The 19,577-nt window shown below is 38.4% G+C and carries 15 protein-coding genes, 1 pseudogene and 1 riboswitch; of the genes and pseudogenes, 14 read left to right on the top strand and 2 right to left on the bottom strand.

Annotated elements, in window-relative coordinates; all coding sequences use genetic code 11:
- Window positions 1-101 precede the first annotated feature (101 nt).
- Window positions 102-221, bottom strand: a pseudogene (locus BM121_RS14740) (IS3 family transposase); the annotation flags it as partial.
- Window positions 222-460: 239 nt separating this feature from the next.
- Window positions 461-563: riboswitch (purine riboswitch) on the top strand.
- Window positions 564-672: 109 nt separating this feature from the next.
- Between BM121_RS14740 and BM121_RS14735 the strand changes: the two are divergent.
- The 5 genes from BM121_RS14735 (at window position 673) to gucD (ending at window position 6,621) form a co-directional block, all read left to right on the top strand.
- A complete protein-coding gene (locus BM121_RS14735) occupies window positions 673-1,974 on the top strand; it encodes an NCS2 family permease (protein ID WP_091484419.1) in 1,302 nt (433 codons plus the stop codon).
- 298 nt (window positions 1,975-2,272) lie between these two features.
- Window positions 2,273-2,776, top strand: a complete 504-nt coding sequence (locus BM121_RS14730; protein ID WP_091484418.1) for an S-Ena type endospore appendage — start codon at window positions 2,273-2,275, stop codon at window positions 2,774-2,776.
- A gap of 623 nt (window positions 2,777-3,399) precedes the next feature.
- Window positions 3,400-4,164, top strand: coding sequence for an IclR family transcriptional regulator (locus BM121_RS14725; RefSeq protein WP_091484417.1), 765 nt, complete (start codon window positions 3,400-3,402; stop codon window positions 4,162-4,164).
- A 106-nt stretch (window positions 4,165-4,270) separates the two neighbouring features.
- Window positions 4,271-5,170 (top strand): fumarylacetoacetate hydrolase family protein, encoded by a 900-nt coding sequence (locus BM121_RS14720; protein WP_091484416.1) that lies wholly within the window; start codon window positions 4,271-4,273, stop codon window positions 5,168-5,170.
- Window positions 5,167-6,621 (top strand): alpha-ketoglutaric semialdehyde dehydrogenase GucD, encoded by a 1,455-nt coding sequence (gene gucD / locus BM121_RS14715; protein WP_091484415.1) that lies wholly within the window; start codon window positions 5,167-5,169, stop codon window positions 6,619-6,621. Before BM121_RS14720 ends, gucD begins: the two co-directional genes overlap by 4 nt.
- Window positions 6,622-6,759: 138 nt before the next feature.
- Here gucD and BM121_RS14710 read toward each other — a convergent pair whose 3' ends face one another.
- Window positions 6,760-8,748 carry a YjhG/YagF family D-xylonate dehydratase gene (locus tag BM121_RS14710; protein ID WP_091484414.1) on the bottom strand — a complete coding sequence of 663 codons (1,989 nt, stop codon included), beginning with the start codon at window positions 8,746-8,748 and terminating at the stop codon, window positions 6,760-6,762.
- A gap of 349 nt (window positions 8,749-9,097) precedes the next feature.
- On the opposite strand from BM121_RS14710, the gene BM121_RS14705 reads away from it, so the two are divergent.
- From BM121_RS14705 to BM121_RS14665, 9 genes are all read left to right on the top strand, one after another.
- Complete coding sequence (locus BM121_RS14705) at window positions 9,098-10,450, top strand: ABC transporter substrate-binding protein (RefSeq protein WP_091484413.1); 1,353 nt, start codon at window positions 9,098-9,100, stop codon at window positions 10,448-10,450.
- Between the two features lie 69 nt (window positions 10,451-10,519).
- Window positions 10,520-11,455, top strand: a complete 936-nt coding sequence (locus tag BM121_RS14700) for a carbohydrate ABC transporter permease (RefSeq protein WP_091484412.1) — start codon at window positions 10,520-10,522, stop codon at window positions 11,453-11,455.
- Entirely contained in the window at window positions 11,455-12,276 is an 822-nt protein-coding gene (locus tag BM121_RS14695; RefSeq protein ID WP_091484411.1) for a carbohydrate ABC transporter permease, read from the top strand. The genes BM121_RS14700 and BM121_RS14695 overlap by 1 nt, the downstream gene beginning before the upstream one ends.
- 12 nt (window positions 12,277-12,288) lie before the next feature.
- Complete coding sequence (locus tag BM121_RS14690) at window positions 12,289-13,872, top strand: glycoside hydrolase family 43 protein (RefSeq protein ID WP_091484410.1); 1,584 nt, start codon at window positions 12,289-12,291, stop codon at window positions 13,870-13,872.
- 13 nt (window positions 13,873-13,885) lie between these two features.
- Complete coding sequence (locus tag BM121_RS14685; protein ID WP_091484409.1) at window positions 13,886-14,536, top strand: ThuA domain-containing protein; 651 nt, start codon at window positions 13,886-13,888, stop codon at window positions 14,534-14,536.
- A gap of 14 nt (window positions 14,537-14,550) precedes the next feature.
- Window positions 14,551-15,669, top strand: a complete 1,119-nt coding sequence (locus BM121_RS14680; protein WP_091484408.1) for a Gfo/Idh/MocA family protein — start codon at window positions 14,551-14,553, stop codon at window positions 15,667-15,669.
- Window positions 15,670-15,781: 112 nt separating this feature from the next.
- Entirely contained in the window at window positions 15,782-16,750 is a 969-nt protein-coding gene (locus BM121_RS14675) for a sugar phosphate isomerase/epimerase family protein (protein ID WP_091484407.1), read from the top strand.
- On the top strand, window positions 16,741-17,901 hold the full coding sequence (locus BM121_RS14670; RefSeq protein WP_245780814.1) for a Gfo/Idh/MocA family protein: 1,161 nt from the start codon (window positions 16,741-16,743) through the stop codon (window positions 17,899-17,901). Before BM121_RS14675 ends, BM121_RS14670 begins: the two co-directional genes overlap by 10 nt.
- A 298-nt stretch (window positions 17,902-18,199) precedes the next feature.
- Entirely contained in the window at window positions 18,200-19,546 is a 1,347-nt protein-coding gene (locus tag BM121_RS14665) for an alpha/beta hydrolase family protein (RefSeq protein ID WP_091484406.1), read from the top strand.
- The last annotated feature ends 31 nt before the right edge of the window (window positions 19,547-19,577 follow it).

Below are 19,577 nucleotides of genomic sequence, written 5' to 3'. Positions count from 1 at the left end.
AATTAGCAGATGAAATGGTGATGTTGTTGCCTATTGTAGAGGACTATACTGTTTGATGTTGGTAGAAGTAGTAGAACTTTAAAGACTAAAGATACAAGGATTTATGCGGCCTTAGTTCTGTATTCCACAGGACTGAGGTCGTTTAATCTTTGTTTGTATCGCTCAAAATTATAGAAATGGATATATTCCACAATTGCTTGAACTAATTGATCGGATGTTTGATACTCGTTCTGTTGTTAAATAATGTTTTATAAAATATCTGTACTCCAAAATTGTACTTACTTCACAAGCGTTAACTCTTTATCATGGTGCTAATTGTCCTTAAAACCCCAACTGTTGGAAGTCTTACTTTATGAGGGATTAAAAGCGAACAATACTATATAAAGTTATGCGAACATTCGGATTTAGTCTTGACTAAATGAAAGTAGCCTAGTAATATAGTAAGGTATGAATGGAACTTAATAAAATCATAATCATTCGTCGTATAATATTGGGAATAAGGCCCAAGAGTTTCTACCAGAGCACCGTAAATCGCTCTGACTACGAGGAGGATGTAGGATATAAGATTTATTTCTCATTAAGACTACACCGAATTGTAAAGAACACTCTTGAATTGTTAAGAGTGTTCTTTCTTTTGTTTCGGTCGATGAATAAAAAAGGGGGAAAGGTAAAGTGAGAAAGTATTTTGAATTTGATCAATTGGGAACAAATTATCGAACAGAAACAGTAGCAGGTTTTACAACCTTCTTAGCTATGGCCTATATTTTATTTGTTAATCCTGACATGTTAGCTACTGAAGGAACAGGTATGGATAAAGATGCTGTATTTGTTGCCACAGCTCTAGCAGCAGCGGTTGGTACGTTGGTTATGGGGATCTTTGCAAAATATCCCATTGCACTTGCTCCAGGAATGGGGTTAAACGCATTTTTTACCTATACAGTTGTTTTAGATCATGGAATCCCGTGGGAAACAGCATTAGCCGGTGTCTTTGTATCAGGTATTATCTTTATTATTTTGACGCTAACAGGCCTTCGGGAGAAAGTAATTAATGCCATTCCTCCTGTTTTAAAAATGGCTGTAGGAGCCGGTATTGGTTTGTTTATTGCATTTATTGGCTTTCAGAAATCAAATATTATTGTTGCTGATCCATCAACAATCGTTGCATTAGGTGACCTTACAGCAGGTCCGACATTATTAGCTGTTTTTGGTATTATCGTGACAGTAATTTTACTTACCATAGGATTAAAAGGTGGCGTGTTTTATGGAATGATTATTACGGCAATTGTAGGGATGATCTTTAGCCAAGTGCCAACTCCTGATGGAATTGTTGCGCCAGTTCCAAGTATGGCTCCGACATTTGGTGCAGCATTTGCTCACTTAGGTGAAGTATTTACCTTAGAAATGTTAGTGGTAATTTTAACATTCTTATTCGTAGACTTTTTTGATACGGCAGGTACATTAGTTGCAGTTGCTTCAAAAGCTGGTATATTAAAGGATAATAAATTGCCAAGAGCAGGCAAAGCTTTAATGTCAGATTCGGCTGCTACTGTAGTAGGTGCTACACTAGGTACATCAACAACAACTTCTTATGTAGAATCAGCAACAGGTGTTGGTGCGGGTGGACGTTCTGGTTTCGCATCAGTAGTAACTGCTATATTGTTTATCTTAGCATTATTCTTTTCACCATTATTAGGAGTAGTTACTTCATCGGTGACGGCACCAGCTTTAATTATCGTGGGTGTTTTAATGGCATCATCCCTGAAAGACATTCCATGGGATGAATTCGATATCGCAGTACCAGCATTCTTAACTGTTGTTACCATGCCAATGACATATAGTATTGCAACAGGTATCGCAGTAGGCTTTATCTTCTACCCAATTACAATGGTTGCTAAAGGTAAAGCAAAAGAAATTAACCCAGTCATGTGGTTCCTATTTGTCATCTTCATCCTGTACCTAGCATTCTTAAACTAAAATATCGAAAGGCTTTGGTTATACGCCAAAGCCTTTTTAAAATGCTGAAATGAGTCAGGTGAACAAGGGTAATTGACACGAAACCTAGTATTCCTACCATTTTTCCGCTATTATCATCATGATAAGTGTATGCTAGTCGAATAATAATAAGCTAGCACCTTGATATTTCCTTCATTTCGCCTCGCCATACCTTATGATAGTTATCTATTTTAACGCAAGCCATGATAGACTCCCTACACAGGCTATGATAGACATTCATATACTATTAATAAACTTAGTTGATAGGGAGCGTATCCAAATGTCCGAACATTGTATGAAAGTACCAATTGTTTATGATTGGATTACTATAGATGAAGAGATAAGGAAATGCAAATTAATTCCATTAGGAAGTAATGTCAAGCAATTGGAGGACTGTATCTGTATTAACTTTAATGTCAATTGTCAGAGTGATACCCCAACTACTATTTGGCAAGCAGTTGGAGATAAAATAAGTGCAGCCACATTTTCTATTGAACACGAAGGGACATGTTCTTGTGATTGGGTTATATTAGCCAATGATGAAGAAATATCGCGGTTATCACAAGGTAATACCTTTAGTGGAACAGTCGGAGACTTGGAGAGACTTTCTGTTTTATGCGTTAATGATTGTTTAGATGGAATTATTTGTGAAGGAACACTAAATATAGTTGTTCATTATCTGATTTGTGCAGAAATTAAATCAGAAAAAAACCAAAAAATGTTACATGCTTTTTATCGGACAAACATGGAAATCCAATTGATTCAAGTGATGAGTAAGCTTTAACTTGTATAGAGGTAGGAAACAATACAGGCAGAATGAGTGAGTACTTTCCAAATGAGCATTACTCACCCTCTCGCTTGAATTTGAAGGAAGAAAAAGACTGTGGCAATAGCTGTTATTAAAAATGAAAATAATCGAAAATTTTCCTCACATTTTACTACGTTACAGGAATGTTTTTCGTAGTTGTATTTGTATATATAACCTACCTCTCTATATAATAAAGAAGATCTTAAAATAGACTGTCTTTAGAAATGAACGGGATATAAACTTTTTCTTCCTCATTCCTGTAGTCTTAGTATTGTATGCGTATGGTTAGAAATGATATGGACATATATAGTAGATAAGCTTCAATTTAGGCAAAATAGTTTTGTAATAATGAAGCGCGGCTTCCGTGGGATTTTTCCTCATCTCAATCTATATGCCTCTTTGCTTCTTATAAGTGTGGGTTTTAGGGGCATGTTCACCCAAACGGGGAAAAGGTTAGAAACTAGTATAAGCTTAAATTTAGCACAAGATTGTTACTCTTTGATCCTAATAAGTTCAACTATTTTAAAATAGTTTTGATTATATAAAACTAATATGATATAATCTTAGCAAAGTAAACGAATGAAAGAGGTTACATAACTATGCCGATCATCCAGTCAGTCGATAGAGCATTAAAAATCCTTGATTTATTTAATGAACAATACAGTGAAATGAAAATCACGGAAATCAGCAGAAAACTAGATTTAAACAAAAGTACAACTCACTCATTGCTTAAAACATTAAAAGAACACAATTATATTAAACAGGATACGGACAGTGGCAAATATAGTTTAGGCTTAAAACTGCTGGAACGAGGCCAATATTTGCTAAATAGTATGGACATAAGAGAGATTGCCCGAAAATATTTGATTGATCTTTCTGTCATAACTGGGCAAACCACCCATTTAGTTATACTAGAAGGTCTGTATGGCGTCTATATTGATAAAGTCGAGGGCGCGTCGGCTATCGTTTATTCCCGAATAGGAAAAAGAGTTCCTATTCATAGCAGTGCTGTTGGCAAGTCACTAATAGCATTTAGACAACGAGAAGAAATAGAAGAACTGTTACAAGGTTATGAGTTTTTTACACAAACGGCCAACACTATGACAGACAAACAAGTATATATAGATGAATTAGCGAAAGTCAGAGTGCAAGGTTATTCTATTGATAATGAAGAAAATGAACCTGGTATTTACTGTATTGCGGTGCCAATATTTGATCATACAAATCAAGTAGTTGCGGCTATTAGTATTTCTACTACAAAACAAACCGTTACATCAGAATTAGAACAAGAAATTGTAAGTACGCTGAAACAAACCTGTTTAGAAATTTCTAAAGCATTAGGTAATAAAAAAATTTATCTGTAAAAAGATAAATTTTTTATTAACTATATTAAAGAACTAAGTTTTATAATATAAAACAAAAGGAGGGAAGGATGCGTACCTTTTATTTACATGATAGGAGGAGGAAAAAATGAGGATAATTAGATTTAAGAAAAAAATGAACGTGGAACAGTTAGCTGTAGTTACTAATGATGATAATATCTTTGAATTAACTGTAGATTCTTTTCAAGATTTAATAAGTAAAGCGGACAAAGACAACAAGAGTTGTAGTCAAATAATCGAAGCGGAAATAAAGAATAAACAACCGATCCCACAGGAATTATCAGAATTAGAGCTGTTAGTACCTGTTGTGTCAGATGAAGTATGGGCAGCAGGAGTAACGTACTCAAAAAGTAAAGAAGCAAGAAATAGAGAAGCTAACGTCCAAACTAATTCTTTTTATGATAAAGTGTACGATGCAGAGAGGCCTGAAATTTTCATGAAATCTACTGCTAGAAGATTAATAGGTCCTGATGTGCCTGTTGGAATTAGAACAGATTCCAATTGGCAAATACCTGAACCAGAATTAGCATTAGTTGTGAAAGCAGATGGTGAAATTTTAGGCTATACAATAGGAAATGATATGAGTAGTCGTGATATTGAGGGGGAAAATCCGCTTTATTTACCACAGGCAAAAATGTGGAAGCATTCTTGTTCAATTGGCCCAGCTATTTTGTTAGCGGATACAATCGATGACCCTTATAAACTAGAAATTGAATGTCGTATACAGCGTGATGGCGAAATAGTGTCAAAAGGAAGCGCGAATACGTCTATGTTGAAAAGGTCTTATAACGAATTAGTTTCCTATTTAATTAAAGATAATGATATTTTAGATGGAACAACCTTACTTACAGGAACATGTATCATTCCAGATGATAGCTTCACTTTACAGGAGGGAGATGTTATCGAAATAGAAATTGAATCGATTGGCGTATTAAGAAACTCAGTTAAATTAGCCAGCAATATTTTAACAAAGGAGAGTAGTAAATGAGTGAAAATGCATTTTTAAATTATATTGGCGGAGAATGGAAAGCATCTGCATCAGGTGAAGTATTGGAAAGCTACAATCCAGCGAAGAAAAATGAAGTAGTAGGCAGTGTGCAAAAGTCGGCAAGAGGGGATTTAGATGAGGCAGTAGCACATGCTAAGAATGCACAAAAAGCCTGGCGAAAATTAGCTGGAGCAGAAAGAGGCAATTATCTGTATCAAGCGGCAGCTATGTTAGAAGAAAACTTGGATGATATTGCAAAGACAATGACGAAGGAAATGGGGAAATCCCTGCCCGAAGCAAAAGGGGAAACCACTCGTGGTATTCAAATTCTTAAATATTATGCAGGTGAAGGGATGCGATCTGATGGTGATGTGATACCATCAACAGATGCCAGTGCACTGATGTTTAGCAAACGAGTACCAATCGGAGTTGTCGGAGTTATTACACCGTGGAATTTTCCAGTAGCGATTCCGATTTGGAAAATGGCACCTGCTCTAATTTACGGTAATACGGTTGTATTAAAGCCAGCAACGGAAGGAGTAGTGACCGCAGCAAAGGTAATCGAATGCTTTGAAAAGGCAGGTTTTCCAGCTGGTGTTGTTAATTTTGTATCAGGAAGCGGTTCTGTTATCGGCCAAGGCTTGGCTGAGCATACCGATGTCAGTGCCGTAACTTTTACCGGTTCTAACAATGTAGGGAAAAACATAGGAAAAATTGTTGCAGCACGTGGCGGTAAATATCAATTAGAAATGGGTGGGAAGAACCCGATCATCATAACTGAAGATGCAGATATCGAAGCAGCAGTTGATGCAACCTTAAGTGGTGGTTTGAAATCCACCGGACAAAAATGTACGTGCAGCAGTCGTGTCATTGTACAATCGAGCATCTATGACCAATTCAAAGAACGATTAATCGAAAAAGCCAAAGAAATTACAGTAGGCGATGGTATGGATGCTTCCACGTGGATGGGGCCTTGTGCAAGTGAAGGACAATTTAATACAGTCAAACATTATATTGCCAAGGGGAAAGAAGAAGGGGCAACGTTGGTATTAGGTGGTAATCAGTTAACTGATGGAAAACTAAAAGATGGTTACTATATCGAACCAACAATTTTTGATGATGTAACAACCGATATGACCATTGCACAGGAAGAAATTTTTGGACCGGTATTGGCTTTAATGAAGGTAGATACTGTAGAAGAAGCGATCGAATTAGCAAATGATGTTGATTTCGGACTGAGTGCTTCGATCTTCTCCAAAAATATTGATCATATCCTTTCCTTTATCGATGATATTGAAGCAGGCTTGGTTCGTATCAATTCAGAAACAGCAGGTGTTGAATTGCAAGCACCATTCGGTGGTATGAAAGCATCAAGTTCCTATTCAAGAGAGCAGGGACAGGCAGCGAAAGAATTTTTTACTACGATGAAGACAGTTTTTTTGAAAGGGTAACAAATAAGAGTTCATTTTAAATCGTCCAGAAAAGATAGAAACCCGTTCATTATATAAATGAAACGGGTTTCTACTAGTTTATTATGTCATATCAATTCGCTACCAGAATATGTGACATGAAAAGAGCGTTTGGTCCTATTACATAGGATGAGTCGCTTTACTTTGCTTCAGCACATTCTCCCCGGCTTCCAACACTTCAATAATCCGATCGACATCATATACACTACCTTTCCAAGTACCACCACTTACCTTTTGTAAAGCAGCCCAAAGACGTGTATCATCAGGTAAATGCTCAGACGGTTTAATAGCAGTATTAACTTCTCTTGATGCAAGAACATGAGCACCTTCTTCAGGAGAAACCTCTTGTTCGGGCTGACCTACAAAGTTAATCGAACCTTCTAGATGTTTAGCATCGATTCTAACTTCTATGAGATCTCCATCTTGTAATTTACCGATGGGTCCGTCCGCTAAACCTTCTGGCCCGACATGACCAATACATGCACCTGTAGATACGCCTGAAAAACGAGCGTCGGTAATTAAGGTGACATATTTACCATAAGATAAGTGCTTTAAGGCAGAGGTAACTTGGTATGTTTCTTCCATTCCTGTACCTAAAGGTCCGCAGCCAGTAAGAATCATAATATCACCTTTTTTTATTTGCTTCGTTTTGATTGCTTCAATGGCGCTTGCCTCTTTGGTGAAAATTTTAGCCTCACTTTTGTGGTAATAAACTAGATTCTCGTCTAATCTAGATGGATCAATAGATGTAGATTTAATAACTGCTCCTTCTGGTGCAATATTACCGGAAGGAAATGTAACGGTAGAGGTTAATCCACGTTCCTTCGCCTTTTCTTTTGACATTATCACTTCGTCAGCCTCGATTTGATCAGCTTCTATTAATTTTTGTTTCATTTTTTGACGACGTTCTGATTGCGCCCACCAATCCAAGTTTTCTTTAAGCGTGTGACCAGTAACGGTCATTACGTGCTCTCGTAATAAACCTAAATCACGAAGGTGTAACATTACTTCAGGAACTCCACCTGCCAGAAAGGCACGGATGGTTGGGTGTGGAATTGGCCCATTTGGTAATACACTTACAAGACGTGGTGTCTCTTTATTGACTCTATGCCAATCTTCAATGGAAGGAATCTTGCATTTTGCTGCATGCGCAATAGCGGGTATGTGTAATAATAGATTGGTAGATCCACCGAATGCAGCATGTACTACCATTGCATTATGAATCGCATCATCTGTCACGATATCTTTTGTGGTAAGTGCCTCTTCTTCCATCGCAATAATTGCTCTTGAGGATTGTCGGGCCATTTCTTTCCATACTTTTTGTCCGGATGGAGCTAGTGCAGCATGAGGCACGGTCATACCTAACGCTTCGGCAACCACTTGTGCTGTAGCTGCTGTACCGAGGAATTGACATCCACCACCAGGAGTGGCACATGCCATACATCCTAATTCTGCAGCTTCTTCTAATGATAATTCATCATTTGAATATCTTGCGCCGATAGTTTGTACTTTCCCTGCATCTTCTCCGTATAGCGGTGGTAATGTTACCCCTCCTGGTATAACAACAGTAGGTAAATCATGCATTGATGCTAAGGCGATAGTCATGGCTGGTAATCCTTTATCACAAGTACCTATACCGAGTACAGCATCTCGAGTTGGTAATGAACGTATCAAGCGACGATATACCATAGCGGCATCGTTGCGAAAGGGAAAGGAATCGAACATTCCAGTTGTCCCTTGAGATCTTCCGTCACAAGGATCGCTGACATATGCAGCAAAAGGTATACCTGCATGTTGACTGACTTCATTAGCTGCTTCTTTCATCAAAATGTCTACTTCCCAATGCCCTGTGTGGTAACCTAATGCCAACGGGTTACCATCCTCATCCTTTAAACCACCTTGCGTACTTAACAATAATACTTGTTTTCCATCTAACATATTTGGATTCCAACCCATTCCGACATTTTGTGACAGTCCAAATAAATTTCCACTTGGAGATTTTTTAAGCATATTGTCAGTTAAGGGTAATTTGCCGATCGGTCCCCTTGCAACGGTTTTAATATCAAAAATATCTTCGGGATGTTGCATCAAATGATCCATTTTAACCATAAAGAACACCTCTCCTTTAAAAACGTTTACATCTTAATGGTATAAGTATAGAAGGTATGAGTAATAGTGTCAATAATATAAAAATAAGTTTTATATTATAGAACTAATTAAGTATAAAACGCTTACATCTTACTGTTGACAATCTATTATTCGCTAGATATAATAACAATAAATTATTGATAGTTTTATAATGATAAACATTGTTTTATATAATTATATTTAACGGATAACTAATTTATTCTATGAATAAACTTAGTATGATAAAAAAACAGGATCTAAAGGAGGGAGTACGAAGTATTTTCAATAGCTAAATGTAAGCGTTGACAAAACCTGAAAAGGAGTTGTATTTATGTTCAACAAAAAATTACTTTGGATGATGTTAGCAGCAATTCTTTTGATTTTCGCTGCTTGTGGCCCATCTGATTCAGCTGATACGGAGGATACACCTGATAATTCCACAGAAGATACAGCCACAGAAACGGAAGAAGGTAGTGAAGATAATGAAATGGAAGCGGAAAGTGAAGAGGCTACATTAACCTTGTGGCATATTGAAACAGGTCCGTCTGAAGAAGCTATTGAAACAGCAGTGCAACGCTTTGAAGAAAATAATCCAAATGTAACGGTTGAAGTTTCACAACAAGAAAATGATCCGTATAAATCTCAATTAAGTGTTGCCATGGGTGGAGGTAACCCGCCAGATATATTCCATTCTTGGGGTGGCGGTTGGTTGAAGCAATTCGTAGATTCTGATCAAGTAGTGGATATTACTGACTCTGTTGATGCAAGTATTTACAACGAAGCTGCACTATCCGTATCTACTTTTGATGACCAAATTTATGGTGCGCCAGTAAGTATGGACGTAGTACCGGTTTTCTATAACAAAGACATGTTTGAAGAATACGGCTTAGAAGAACCGGAAACCTATCAAGATTTATTAGATATTGTCCAAACATTGACGGATAACGATGTAACTCCATTTGCACTGGCAAACCAAACAAAATGGACAGGCTCTTTCTATTTAATGTATTTAGCGGAGCGAATTGGTGGGCCAGAGTTATTTAATGAAGCATTTGAGCGTTCAGGACGTACGTTTGATGACGAAGCTTATGTTGAAGCAGGCAGTAAAATTCAGGAATTAGTAGACATGGGTGCATTTCCTGAAGGTGTCAATGGGATGAACTATGATACTGGTCAATCTCGTCAAATGCTTTATACAGAAAGTGCTGCAATGATGACAATGGGTGGATGGTTAGTAAACAACGTACGTGATGAGATGCCTGAGTTTGAAGAAAAATTAGGTTTCTTCTTATTCCCATCCGTTGAGGGGGGAGAAGGTGCGAAAAACCATGTAGTTGGTGGTGTATCTCCAGTATTTTCTGTTGCTCAGCAATCAGAACACCCGGAAATAGCCGCTGAGTTAGTGAATGAACTAGCCAGTCTGGAAACTGCAACGGAAATGTCTAATAATGCTGGCTCTATCTCAGCTGTGAATGGCGTAGAATATGAGGATTCCTATATTCAAGAGATGAGTGAATTATTAGAAAGCTCGGAAGCAATGCAAACCTACTATGACCAAACATTGCCGCCAGAATTAGCACAGGTACACTTAGATACAACCCAAGCTTTATTTGGATTGTCGACGACCCCGGAAGAAGCGATGGCTGAAGTAGAAGCATCAGCTCAAGAAGTAATAGAAGAATAATCTTTTGAGAGCTACATTAAGGAGGATGTTTGATGTAGTTCTCTAATTATCAACCAGGTGGTGATTGGTATGAATAGGTCACAAGAAGTAAGTTTAGATACAGTTCGTAGTGGTGTTCGTAAAAAGAAGAAAAATAAAGATACCTGGGCAATCATTGGGTTTATTGCACCGGCTTTTATTATTTATGGTGTATATGTCATTTATTCGATTTTTATGACGTTCTATTACAGTATGTTTGACTGGACTGGTATCGATGCTAATATGGTTTTCTTAGGTTTAGAAAATTATGTCCGTTTATTTCAGGATGGTGTGTTTTGGACTTCTATTCAAAACAACTTTCTGCTAGTTATTGCATCACTATTTACTCAGTTGCCAATTGGTTTAATTATGGCGTTATTACTTTTCAGCCCAATTAAGGGGATGCGGTTATTTAGATCCGTTTATTTTATGCCGTTCTTGATGTCAACAGTAGCCATCGGTATTCTCTTTATCTTCATTTATGAAGGTAATTACGGTCTATTAAATGCTGTATTGGGAGCAATTGGCTTAGAATCCTTGCAAACTGCATGGATTGGTAAAGAAAGTACGGCAATTTGGGCAGTTATCGCAACCGTTTGTTGGCAGTTTGCACCGTTTTATATGATCCTTTTCAGAGCAACCATTGTTGGTATACCAGAAGAATTATATGAAGCGGCTGATATTGATGGAGCCAGCGGATGGCAAAGATTTAAAAGCATTACATTACCATTATTAATGCCTATTATTATTACCTCCGCGATTTTATCTGTAATTGGGTCATTAAAATACTTTGATCTAATTTATGTCATGACTGGCGGTGGACCAAACAACTCAACTGAATTAATGGCTACCTATATGTATAAACAAACGTTTACGAATTTTAATATGGGCTATGGCAGCAGTATTTCTTTCTCCATGTTTATCATTGCTTTAATTGTAACGGTCTTCATTTTATTAGGTGACAGATCAAGAAGGGGGAATGAATAATGATAAGAATGATAAAAAGTATGCCGTTATATCTATTAGCGATCATCATTTTGATTGTTATGGGTCTTCCTTTTGTGATCATGCTTCTAACATCATTTAAAGGTCAAATGGAGTTCATGACCTCACCGTGGTCTATTCCGGAAAGTTTTTCGTTGGACAACTACTTGCTTTTAGTAGAACTTGAGTTTTTTGGGTATTTTGTGAACAGTTTAATTGTAGCGGTTGTCTCGGTAGTCATTGTTATTATTATTTCTGCGATGGCTAGTTATCCATTAGCAAGGTTAAAATTCCGTTTGAATAGGCCCATTTTTATCTTGTTTATGGTCGGGATGATGATACCAATTCATACGACACTTGTTCCGATTTTTATCTTAACAAACAAAATGGGATTGTATGATTCTCTAATTGGTCTGATCGGTCCTTATATCGCATTCGCACTGCCGATATCTGTTGTCATATTCACGCAGTTTATGCGAGATATACCAAAGGAATTGGAAGAATCAGCTAAAATAGATGGGTGTAGTCATTTAAGATTGTTTTGGAACATCATTTTTCCTTTACTGACACCAGCTGTGGCCACAGTTGCTATATATAATTTTATTCATATTTGGAATGAATTTATTTTTGCATTAGTATTAACGAATTCTAGTCAAAATGCAACTCTCCCAATTGGTTTGAGAGAATTTTATGGTGAATTTTCGGTTAATATTCCTGGGATTATGGCAGCCCTTACACTTGGAAGTCTACCCCTTTTATTGGTATACTTTATAGCACAGGAGAAAATAGTAACAGGACTTGCAGCAGGTTCTGTGAAAGGTTAAGGAGGTTGAAAAATGAAAACGATAACAAATCCGGTATTACCCGGCTATCATCCTGATCCGTCAATTGTACGAGTGGGAGAGGATTATTATATTGCGGTTTCCACATTTGAGTGGTTTCCCGGTGTACAAATCTGTCATTCTAAAGATCTTGTGAATTGGGAGCTGACAGGCTATCCGTTAACGAGATCTTCCCAATTAAATATGATAGGTAATGTTAATTCAGGAGGGGTTTGGGCACCATGCTTATCCTATTCTGATGGTGTTTTTTATCTGATCTATACTGATGTAAAAAGTAGGCAGGGTGCATTTAAAGATACCCATAATTATTTAGTGACAGCTGAAAATGTGGACGGTCCATGGTCAGAGCCTGTTTATCTCAACAGTAGTGGTTTTGATCCTTCCTTGTTTCATGATGAGGATGGCAAGAAATGGCTCGTCAATATGATTTGGGATCATCGTAAAGGAACCAATTCTTTCGCAGGTACTGCCTTACAGGAATATTCGCCTGCTGAACAAAAATTAGTTGGTCCAATAAAGAATATCTTTAAAGGAACAGCACTAGGATTAACCGAGGCGCCACATTTATATAAACGAAACGGCTACTATTATTTATTAACTGCTGAAGGTGGGACATGGTATACACATGCAGCATCGGTAGCACGATCGAAATCGATTGATGGTCCGTATGAAGTTGATCCTACTAATCCGATTCTTACTTCTGATCAATCGAAAGAAGATCAGTTGCAAAAAGCGGGGCATGGTTGTTTGGTAGAAACGCAAAACGGTGAATGGTATATCGCCCATTTGTGTGGTCGTCCTGTTATCGATGACAAATGTATTTTGGGGAGAGAAACGGCTATTCAGAAATGCTATTGGACAGAGGATAATTGGATCAGAGTAGTAGATGGACCAAGTCCAAGTATGACAGTTGAAGCCCCAGATCTACCGGAATTTAAGCCTGAAAAACTGCCAAACTATGATGATTTTAATCAAACGAATCTATTAAAATATTGGAATGCACTCAGACGAACCTTCGATGGGGATTGGTTTTCTTTAAATGATAGACCTGGTTATTTGCGTTTATACGGAGAAGAATCAATAAGTTCGTTCCATCGACAAAGTATGTTGATGAGAAGACTGGAACATTTCGATGTGGAAGTCGAGACAAAAATAGATTTCAATCCGGAGCACTTTCAACAAATGGCGGGCTTAATGCTTTTCTATGATACTAATGATCATGTCTATTTACGTGTGACTGACCACGAGGAACATGGTAGATGTTTAGGTATTATCGAAACCAAATACGGTAAATATGATGAATTGCTGCAACAAGACGTGGCATTACCGGGAAATGTTGAAATATACTTAAAAGCTGTGATTAATCGTCACCTTTTACAATTTTTTTACGCAATAGAAGAAGGGAAATGGCAGACAATCGGCGAACACATAGATATAAGGCATCTTTCGGATGATGACGCTGAATATATTCGATTTACTGGAACCTTCGTTGGCATGGCAGCACAGGATTTAAGCGGTCAGCATAAATATGCTGATTTCGATTATTTTCAATATCAAATAATAGATAACAATCAATAATGGAGGGATAGTCGTGAAGAAAGCACTCATTTTTCAAGGTGGTTGGCAAGGACATGAGCCAGAAGAAGTAGCAGACATTTTAGGAGAAATTCTTGGAGAAGAAGGATTCGACGTTAAAATAACCGATACGTTAACGACATTACAAGAAGATGATCTAACACAATATGATTTGATTATTCCAAACTGGACACAAGGAACGATTGAAAAAGAACAGCTACAGCCACTATTAGACGCAGTGGCACAAGGCACTGGGTTAGCTGGTTTACATGGTGGTATGGGGGACTCTTTCCGTTGGGAGGTTGATTATCAATTTATGGTCGGCGGCCAATGGGTATCACATCCAGGTAATGATGGTGTTTCCTATAATGTACATATTTTAGATCCGGATCACCCGTTAACAGAGGGTATGGAGGATTTTACGGTAGCATCTGAACAGTATTATATGCATGTTGATCCAGCTGTAAACGTTCATGTGACAACACGTTTTCCAGTAGCAGAGGGACCATATCAGACAAATGGGGAAGTGGATATGCCAGTTGTCTGGACGAAAAAATGGGGAAAAGGAAAGGTGTATTATTGCGGTTTAGGACATGTAGCAGAAATTGTCCGGATACCGCAAGTGATGAAATTAATGAGAAAAGGAATGACCTGGGCAAGTCGATAAAGGGGGAAATTAACGTGAAAGTTGGAATTATAGGTTGTGGCAATATCAGTCGTATTTATTTACAAAACGCAGCACGGCTTGGCAATTATGAGATCGCAGCAGTAGCAGATATCGTTAGGGAACGGGCAGAAGAGCGTGCACAGGAATTCAGTGTTCCTAAAGCATACACAACAGAAGAGTTGTTAGCTGACCCGGAAATCGAGCTAGTAATTAATTTGACGATTCCAGCTGTTCATGCGGAAATCGCAACTCATGCTTTAGAGAATGGCAAGCATGTTTATGGTGAAAAGCCATTAGCAGTCAGTCGTGAAGACGGCAAACGGATGCTGGAAGTAGCAAAAGAAAAAGGGTTATATATTGGGAATGCACCAGATACTTTTTTAGGTGCTGGTATCCAAACCTCACGTAAATTGATCGATGACGGCTGGATTGGAAAACCAGTCTCCGCTACGGCATTTATGATGAATCCGGGCCATGAAAGCTGGCATCCTGATGCTACTTTTTATTATCAAGAAGGTGGAGGTCCAATGTTTGATATGGGGCCATACTATTTAACGGCACTTGTTAATTTGATGGGACCGGTATCTCGCATTACCGGGTCAGCTCAAATGACGTATAAGGAGAGAACGATCACAAGTGAACCGAATTACGGTAAAAAAATTCAAGTAGAAGTTCCGACGCAAATTAACGGTGTACTCGATTTTGAATCTGGTGCAGTTGCTTCTATTATTACCAGCTTTGATACATGGCACCATCAATTACCCAAAATCGAAATTTATGGAACAGAGGGAACTATTTCTGTTCCAGACCCGAATACATTCGGTGGCCCTGTCTATGTCAGGAGAAAAGAGCACAAAGAATGGTCGGAAATACCTCTGACACATGGTTTTAGTGACAATAGCCGTGGCTTAGGCCTCGCTGAAATGATTGATGCTATTGAGAATAAACGAGTAGCAAGAACAGACGGAGAGCTGGCCTTCCATGTACTCGATATTATGCACGGGGTCCATGAAGCATCACGAGACAGTAAACATTATGTGTTAGCAAGCAGCTGCCAGCAGCCCGAACCATTACCAATAGGCATTGATGAAGCATTTTTTCAACCAAAAGAGAAGGACGTACAAGTAAAGTGAGAATTGGAGTCTTTTAACTGATCGAATCCCGATAAAAGTATTTTTGTGAACTAGAATGGCGTAAGAAAGAGCTTTTGTCCGATTTAAAAATAATTTTAATGAGGTGAATGGAATGAAGTTAGGTGTATTTGCTGTTTTATTTGGAGATAAGTCATTAGAAGAAGCGCTTGATCAGGTGAAGGATGCTGGGTTAGAAACTGTCGAAATTGGTGCAGGAGGTTATCCGGGAAATACGCACTGTAACCCCGAGGAGCTTTTAGCGGATGAAGCCAAATTACAGGCCTTTCAACAAGCTTTTACCGAAAGAAACATCGAAATTAGTGCGCTTAGCTGCCATGGAAATCCATTACATCCAAATAAGAATATTTCTAATCAGCATCATAAGCAGTTTGAAGACACAGTGTTATTAGCGGAAAAAATCGGTGTTGATACAGTTGTTACGTTCTCCGGTTGTCCAGGAGAGTCAGAGTATTCCCGAAATCCAGTTTGGGTGACTGCTGCCTGGCCGGACGATCATCCAGAAGTCTTAGAATGGCAATGGCAAGAAAAAGTCATTCCATACTGGAAAGAGCAAAACGATTTTGTTGCAGAACATAATGTCCGCATCGCAATCGAACCACATCCAGGCTTTGTCGTATTTAATAATGAAACTGCTTTGAAATTACGGGAAGCATGTGGCAAAAATATCGGTGTCAATTTTGATCCTAGTCATTTATACTGGCAGCAAATGGATCCTGTTGTAAGCATAAAAGAGCTTGGTGAGCATGATGCAATGTTCCATTTCCATGCTAAAGATACAGCGATTGATCCACAAAATACGGCAGCGAATGGTGTTTTGGACACGAAACCATATAGTGATGAGTTACACCGATCTTGGATTTTCCGTACGGTAGGCTATGGCCATGGTGAAGAAGAATGGAAAAGAATCATCAGTGCCCTGCAGTTGATCGGTTATCAAGGGGCAATAAGTATTGAACATGAAGACAGTTTAATGTCTGTAGAGGAAGGTTTCCAGAAAGCAGTTGCGCTACTGAAAAATGCTTTAATAAAAGAAAAGGTTGGTGAAATGTGGTGGGCGTAAACCAAAAAGTAAGAATTGGAATGATTGGTTATCAATTTATGGGAAAAGCGCATAGCCATGCCTATCGTGACCTGTCATTTTATTTTGAAAATCCACTTAAACCGGAATTAACGGTGATTGCCGGTCGAAATGAAGAAGCGGTAAAAGAAGCTCAAGAGAAAATGGGCTGGAAAAGCTATGAAACGGATTGGAAAAAGGTCATAGAAAGAGACGATATAGATGTAATCGACATTGTAACTCCTAACCATACCCATGCCGAAATTGCGATTGCTGCAGCAAAAGCTGGAAAACATATTATTACAGAAAAACCATTGGCATTAACAGTAGAGGAAGCAAAAGAAATGCTTCAGGCGGTTGAAGAAAATGGCGTGAAACATATGATTTGCCATAATTATCGCTTTGTACCAGCTGTTCAATATGCGAAAAAATTAATTGAAGATAACAAAATTGGACGTGTCTATCATTATCGTGCCAATTATTTACAAGATTTTATTATGGATCCAAATTTTCCGCTAGTATGGCGACTAAAAAAAGAAGTATCCGGCTCTGGTGCTTTAGGGGATATTGGTGCTCACAGCATTGATCTTGCTCGCTTTTTAATAGGTGAATTTGCGGAAGTAACCGGCACGATGGAAACATTTATTAAACAACGTCCGGTTGGAGAAATGACTGGCGGCTTGAATGCCAAAGGGGATGCGAATGAAATGGGTGAAGTAACAGTGGATGATGCTGCTCTCTTTATTGCCCGTTTTGAAAATGGTGCATTAGGTACGTTTGAGGCAACTCGTTTTGCTGGAGGAAACCGCAATAAAAATAAATTTGAAATTAACGGCGAAAAAGGCTCCATCCGTTGGGATATGGAAAACATGAACAATTTAGAAGTCTACTTTGCGGATGATGAAGAAGGAACTCAAGGTTTCAGGCTTATCAATTGCACAGAGGCAGTCCACCCATATGCAGGGGCATACTGGCCACCGGGTCATATTATCGGGTATGAGCATACGTTTATTCATTTAATCGATGAATTTTTCCGAGGTATTGCCGAGGATTACCAACCAGCACCGAACTTTGACGACGGAGTCAAGAACCAAATTATTCTAGAAGCAATAGAGAAATCATCAGAAAACAAATCCTGGGTATCAATTGAATAAAATGAAAAAGAAGCAGGAGAGACACCGCAGATGTTTCTCCTGTTTTTGTCATCCAAATATCGGAGATTTAAGGTGGACTAGGATTGCTGACGAGGCTTAGTCACCTTTACACCATTGGGTGAAAGTAACATTTATTTGTTTCGTTTCCTTTATCACTGTGCTAATCGTCCACAAAACAGCCACTTTTTCGCTGCATTTTTATAAAAATTTCTTAAGAAATATGTAAGATTTACGAAATAAACTAGAAAGTTCTCCTTGCTAAACTGTCTTTATAAAAGATCGAGAGGATGAGCTTGAAATGAATAGTTTAGAAATCGTCGTGTTGGTTTTGAATGTAGGCATGCTATTGTGGGTGTTAGTAACTAGATCTATAACCAAAAAGAAGATAGGGCTCTTTTGTATCATTTCCATAATTACCGTTATTCACGTGATACTGGGCGCAAGGTGGCAGATGATTCCGACTTACTGTCTGCCTGTGTTAACCCTTTTGTATATGATTTATCAGAATAGAAAGGCAACTCGTAAGTCAAAAAGGTGGAAACAGTTTCTATCCGTAGGGCTAGTCCTGTTGTATAGTGTGATATCATTTATGCTTCCATCCTTGCTACCTGCGTTTACTTTTGCTGAACCAACAGGAAACGAAGAGGTGGGGACCGGTGTTTTGCACTTACAAGAAGGGGATAACGAGTTGATGGTTCAAACTTGGTATCCAGCAGAACCAAAAAATAATCAACAAAGGGCAGCATATATTCTAGATGTCCCAGAAGTAACCGCTAGCCTATCCACAATGGTAGGTTTTCCAGATTTTGCATTACGTCATTTAGGTGAAATTCGAACTCATGCTTACTTGGACGCTGATATTTCCACTACACAGACATCTTATCCAGTATTGTTATTCTCTCACGGATTGGGCGGAATACGGAATCAGAATACATTTCAAGTAGAAGAGTTAGCGAGTCATGGTTACATTGTCATTGCGATTGATCAACCTAATTATGCGGCGGCGTCTGTTTTTCCAGACGGGGAAATCGTTGAGAACCAATACCTGAATTTAGCTGGTGCTGGAGCTTCTGAATTGGATACGCATATGGATCGATGGGCATCTAATAGTAAATTTGTGCTTGATCAACTTGAGTTATTAAACCAAAGTGAACGTTTTAATAATGCGATGGACTTGGATCGAATTGGGGTGGTAGGTCATTCTTATGGTGGATCTACTGCTGTCTATATGTTATTGCATGATGATCGAGTGAAAGCAGCTATTAATATGGATGGCGGAATTTTTGGATTGGATGATTTCCCAGTCAAGCTAGACAAACCACTTATGCTTATGGCTGCAGACTCATCGCTTGATTCAGAATCATTCTATCAAACCCTCGATGAATATAGTGAAGAGGAAGTTATGGAACAATCAGGACATACGAAAGAATGGCACCGAACCAACAGGGAAGAAATAGAAAAGCGTAGGGAGCTTTTACTAGCAGCTGGTGCTGAATCCGTGGTATTTGAGCATACGTCACACATTAGCTTCTCTGATCTTCCGCTTTATGCACCACTACTTCTAGCGCCAAAAGGGGATCCGAAAGCGGTTCATGAGCTGATTAATGAGGCTTCCCTTCGTTTTCTTAATAAGCAACTACAATAAGATGATATAATGAATCCATATACAATGGATA

Origin of the sequence: Gracilibacillus orientalis (assembly GCF_900114645.1) — a bacterium.
GTDB lineage: Bacteria > Bacillota > Bacilli > Bacillales > Amphibacillaceae > Gracilibacillus > Gracilibacillus orientalis.
This window is presented reverse-complemented; position numbering and strand designations above follow the sequence as displayed.

What these genes read in the sequence shown, in the direction of transcription:
- BM121_RS14695 (WP_091484411.1), top strand. Translation starts at nt 11,455, where the DNA reads ATGATAAGAATGATAAAAAGTATGCCGTTATATCTATTAGCGATCATC.
- gucD (WP_091484415.1), top strand. Translation starts at nt 5,167, where the DNA reads ATGAGTGAAAATGCATTTTTAAATTATATTGGCGGAGAATGGAAAGCA.
- BM121_RS14675 (WP_091484407.1), top strand. Translation starts at nt 15,782, where the DNA reads ATGAAGTTAGGTGTATTTGCTGTTTTATTTGGAGATAAGTCATTAGAA.
- BM121_RS14705 (WP_091484413.1), top strand. Translation starts at nt 9,098, where the DNA reads ATGTTCAACAAAAAATTACTTTGGATGATGTTAGCAGCAATTCTTTTG.
- BM121_RS14665 (WP_091484406.1), top strand. Translation starts at nt 18,200, where the DNA reads ATGAATAGTTTAGAAATCGTCGTGTTGGTTTTGAATGTAGGCATGCTA.
- BM121_RS14725 (WP_091484417.1), top strand. Translation starts at nt 3,400, where the DNA reads ATGCCGATCATCCAGTCAGTCGATAGAGCATTAAAAATCCTTGATTTA.
- BM121_RS14700 (WP_091484412.1), top strand. Translation starts at nt 10,520, where the DNA reads ATGAATAGGTCACAAGAAGTAAGTTTAGATACAGTTCGTAGTGGTGTT.
- BM121_RS14730 (WP_091484418.1), top strand. Translation starts at nt 2,273, where the DNA reads ATGTCCGAACATTGTATGAAAGTACCAATTGTTTATGATTGGATTACT.
- BM121_RS14690 (WP_091484410.1), top strand. Translation starts at nt 12,289, where the DNA reads ATGAAAACGATAACAAATCCGGTATTACCCGGCTATCATCCTGATCCG.
- BM121_RS14710 (WP_091484414.1), bottom strand. Translation starts at nt 8,748, where the DNA reads ATGGTTAAAATGGATCATTTGATGCAACATCCCGAAGATATTTTTGAT.
- BM121_RS14720 (WP_091484416.1), top strand. Translation starts at nt 4,271, where the DNA reads ATGAGGATAATTAGATTTAAGAAAAAAATGAACGTGGAACAGTTAGCT.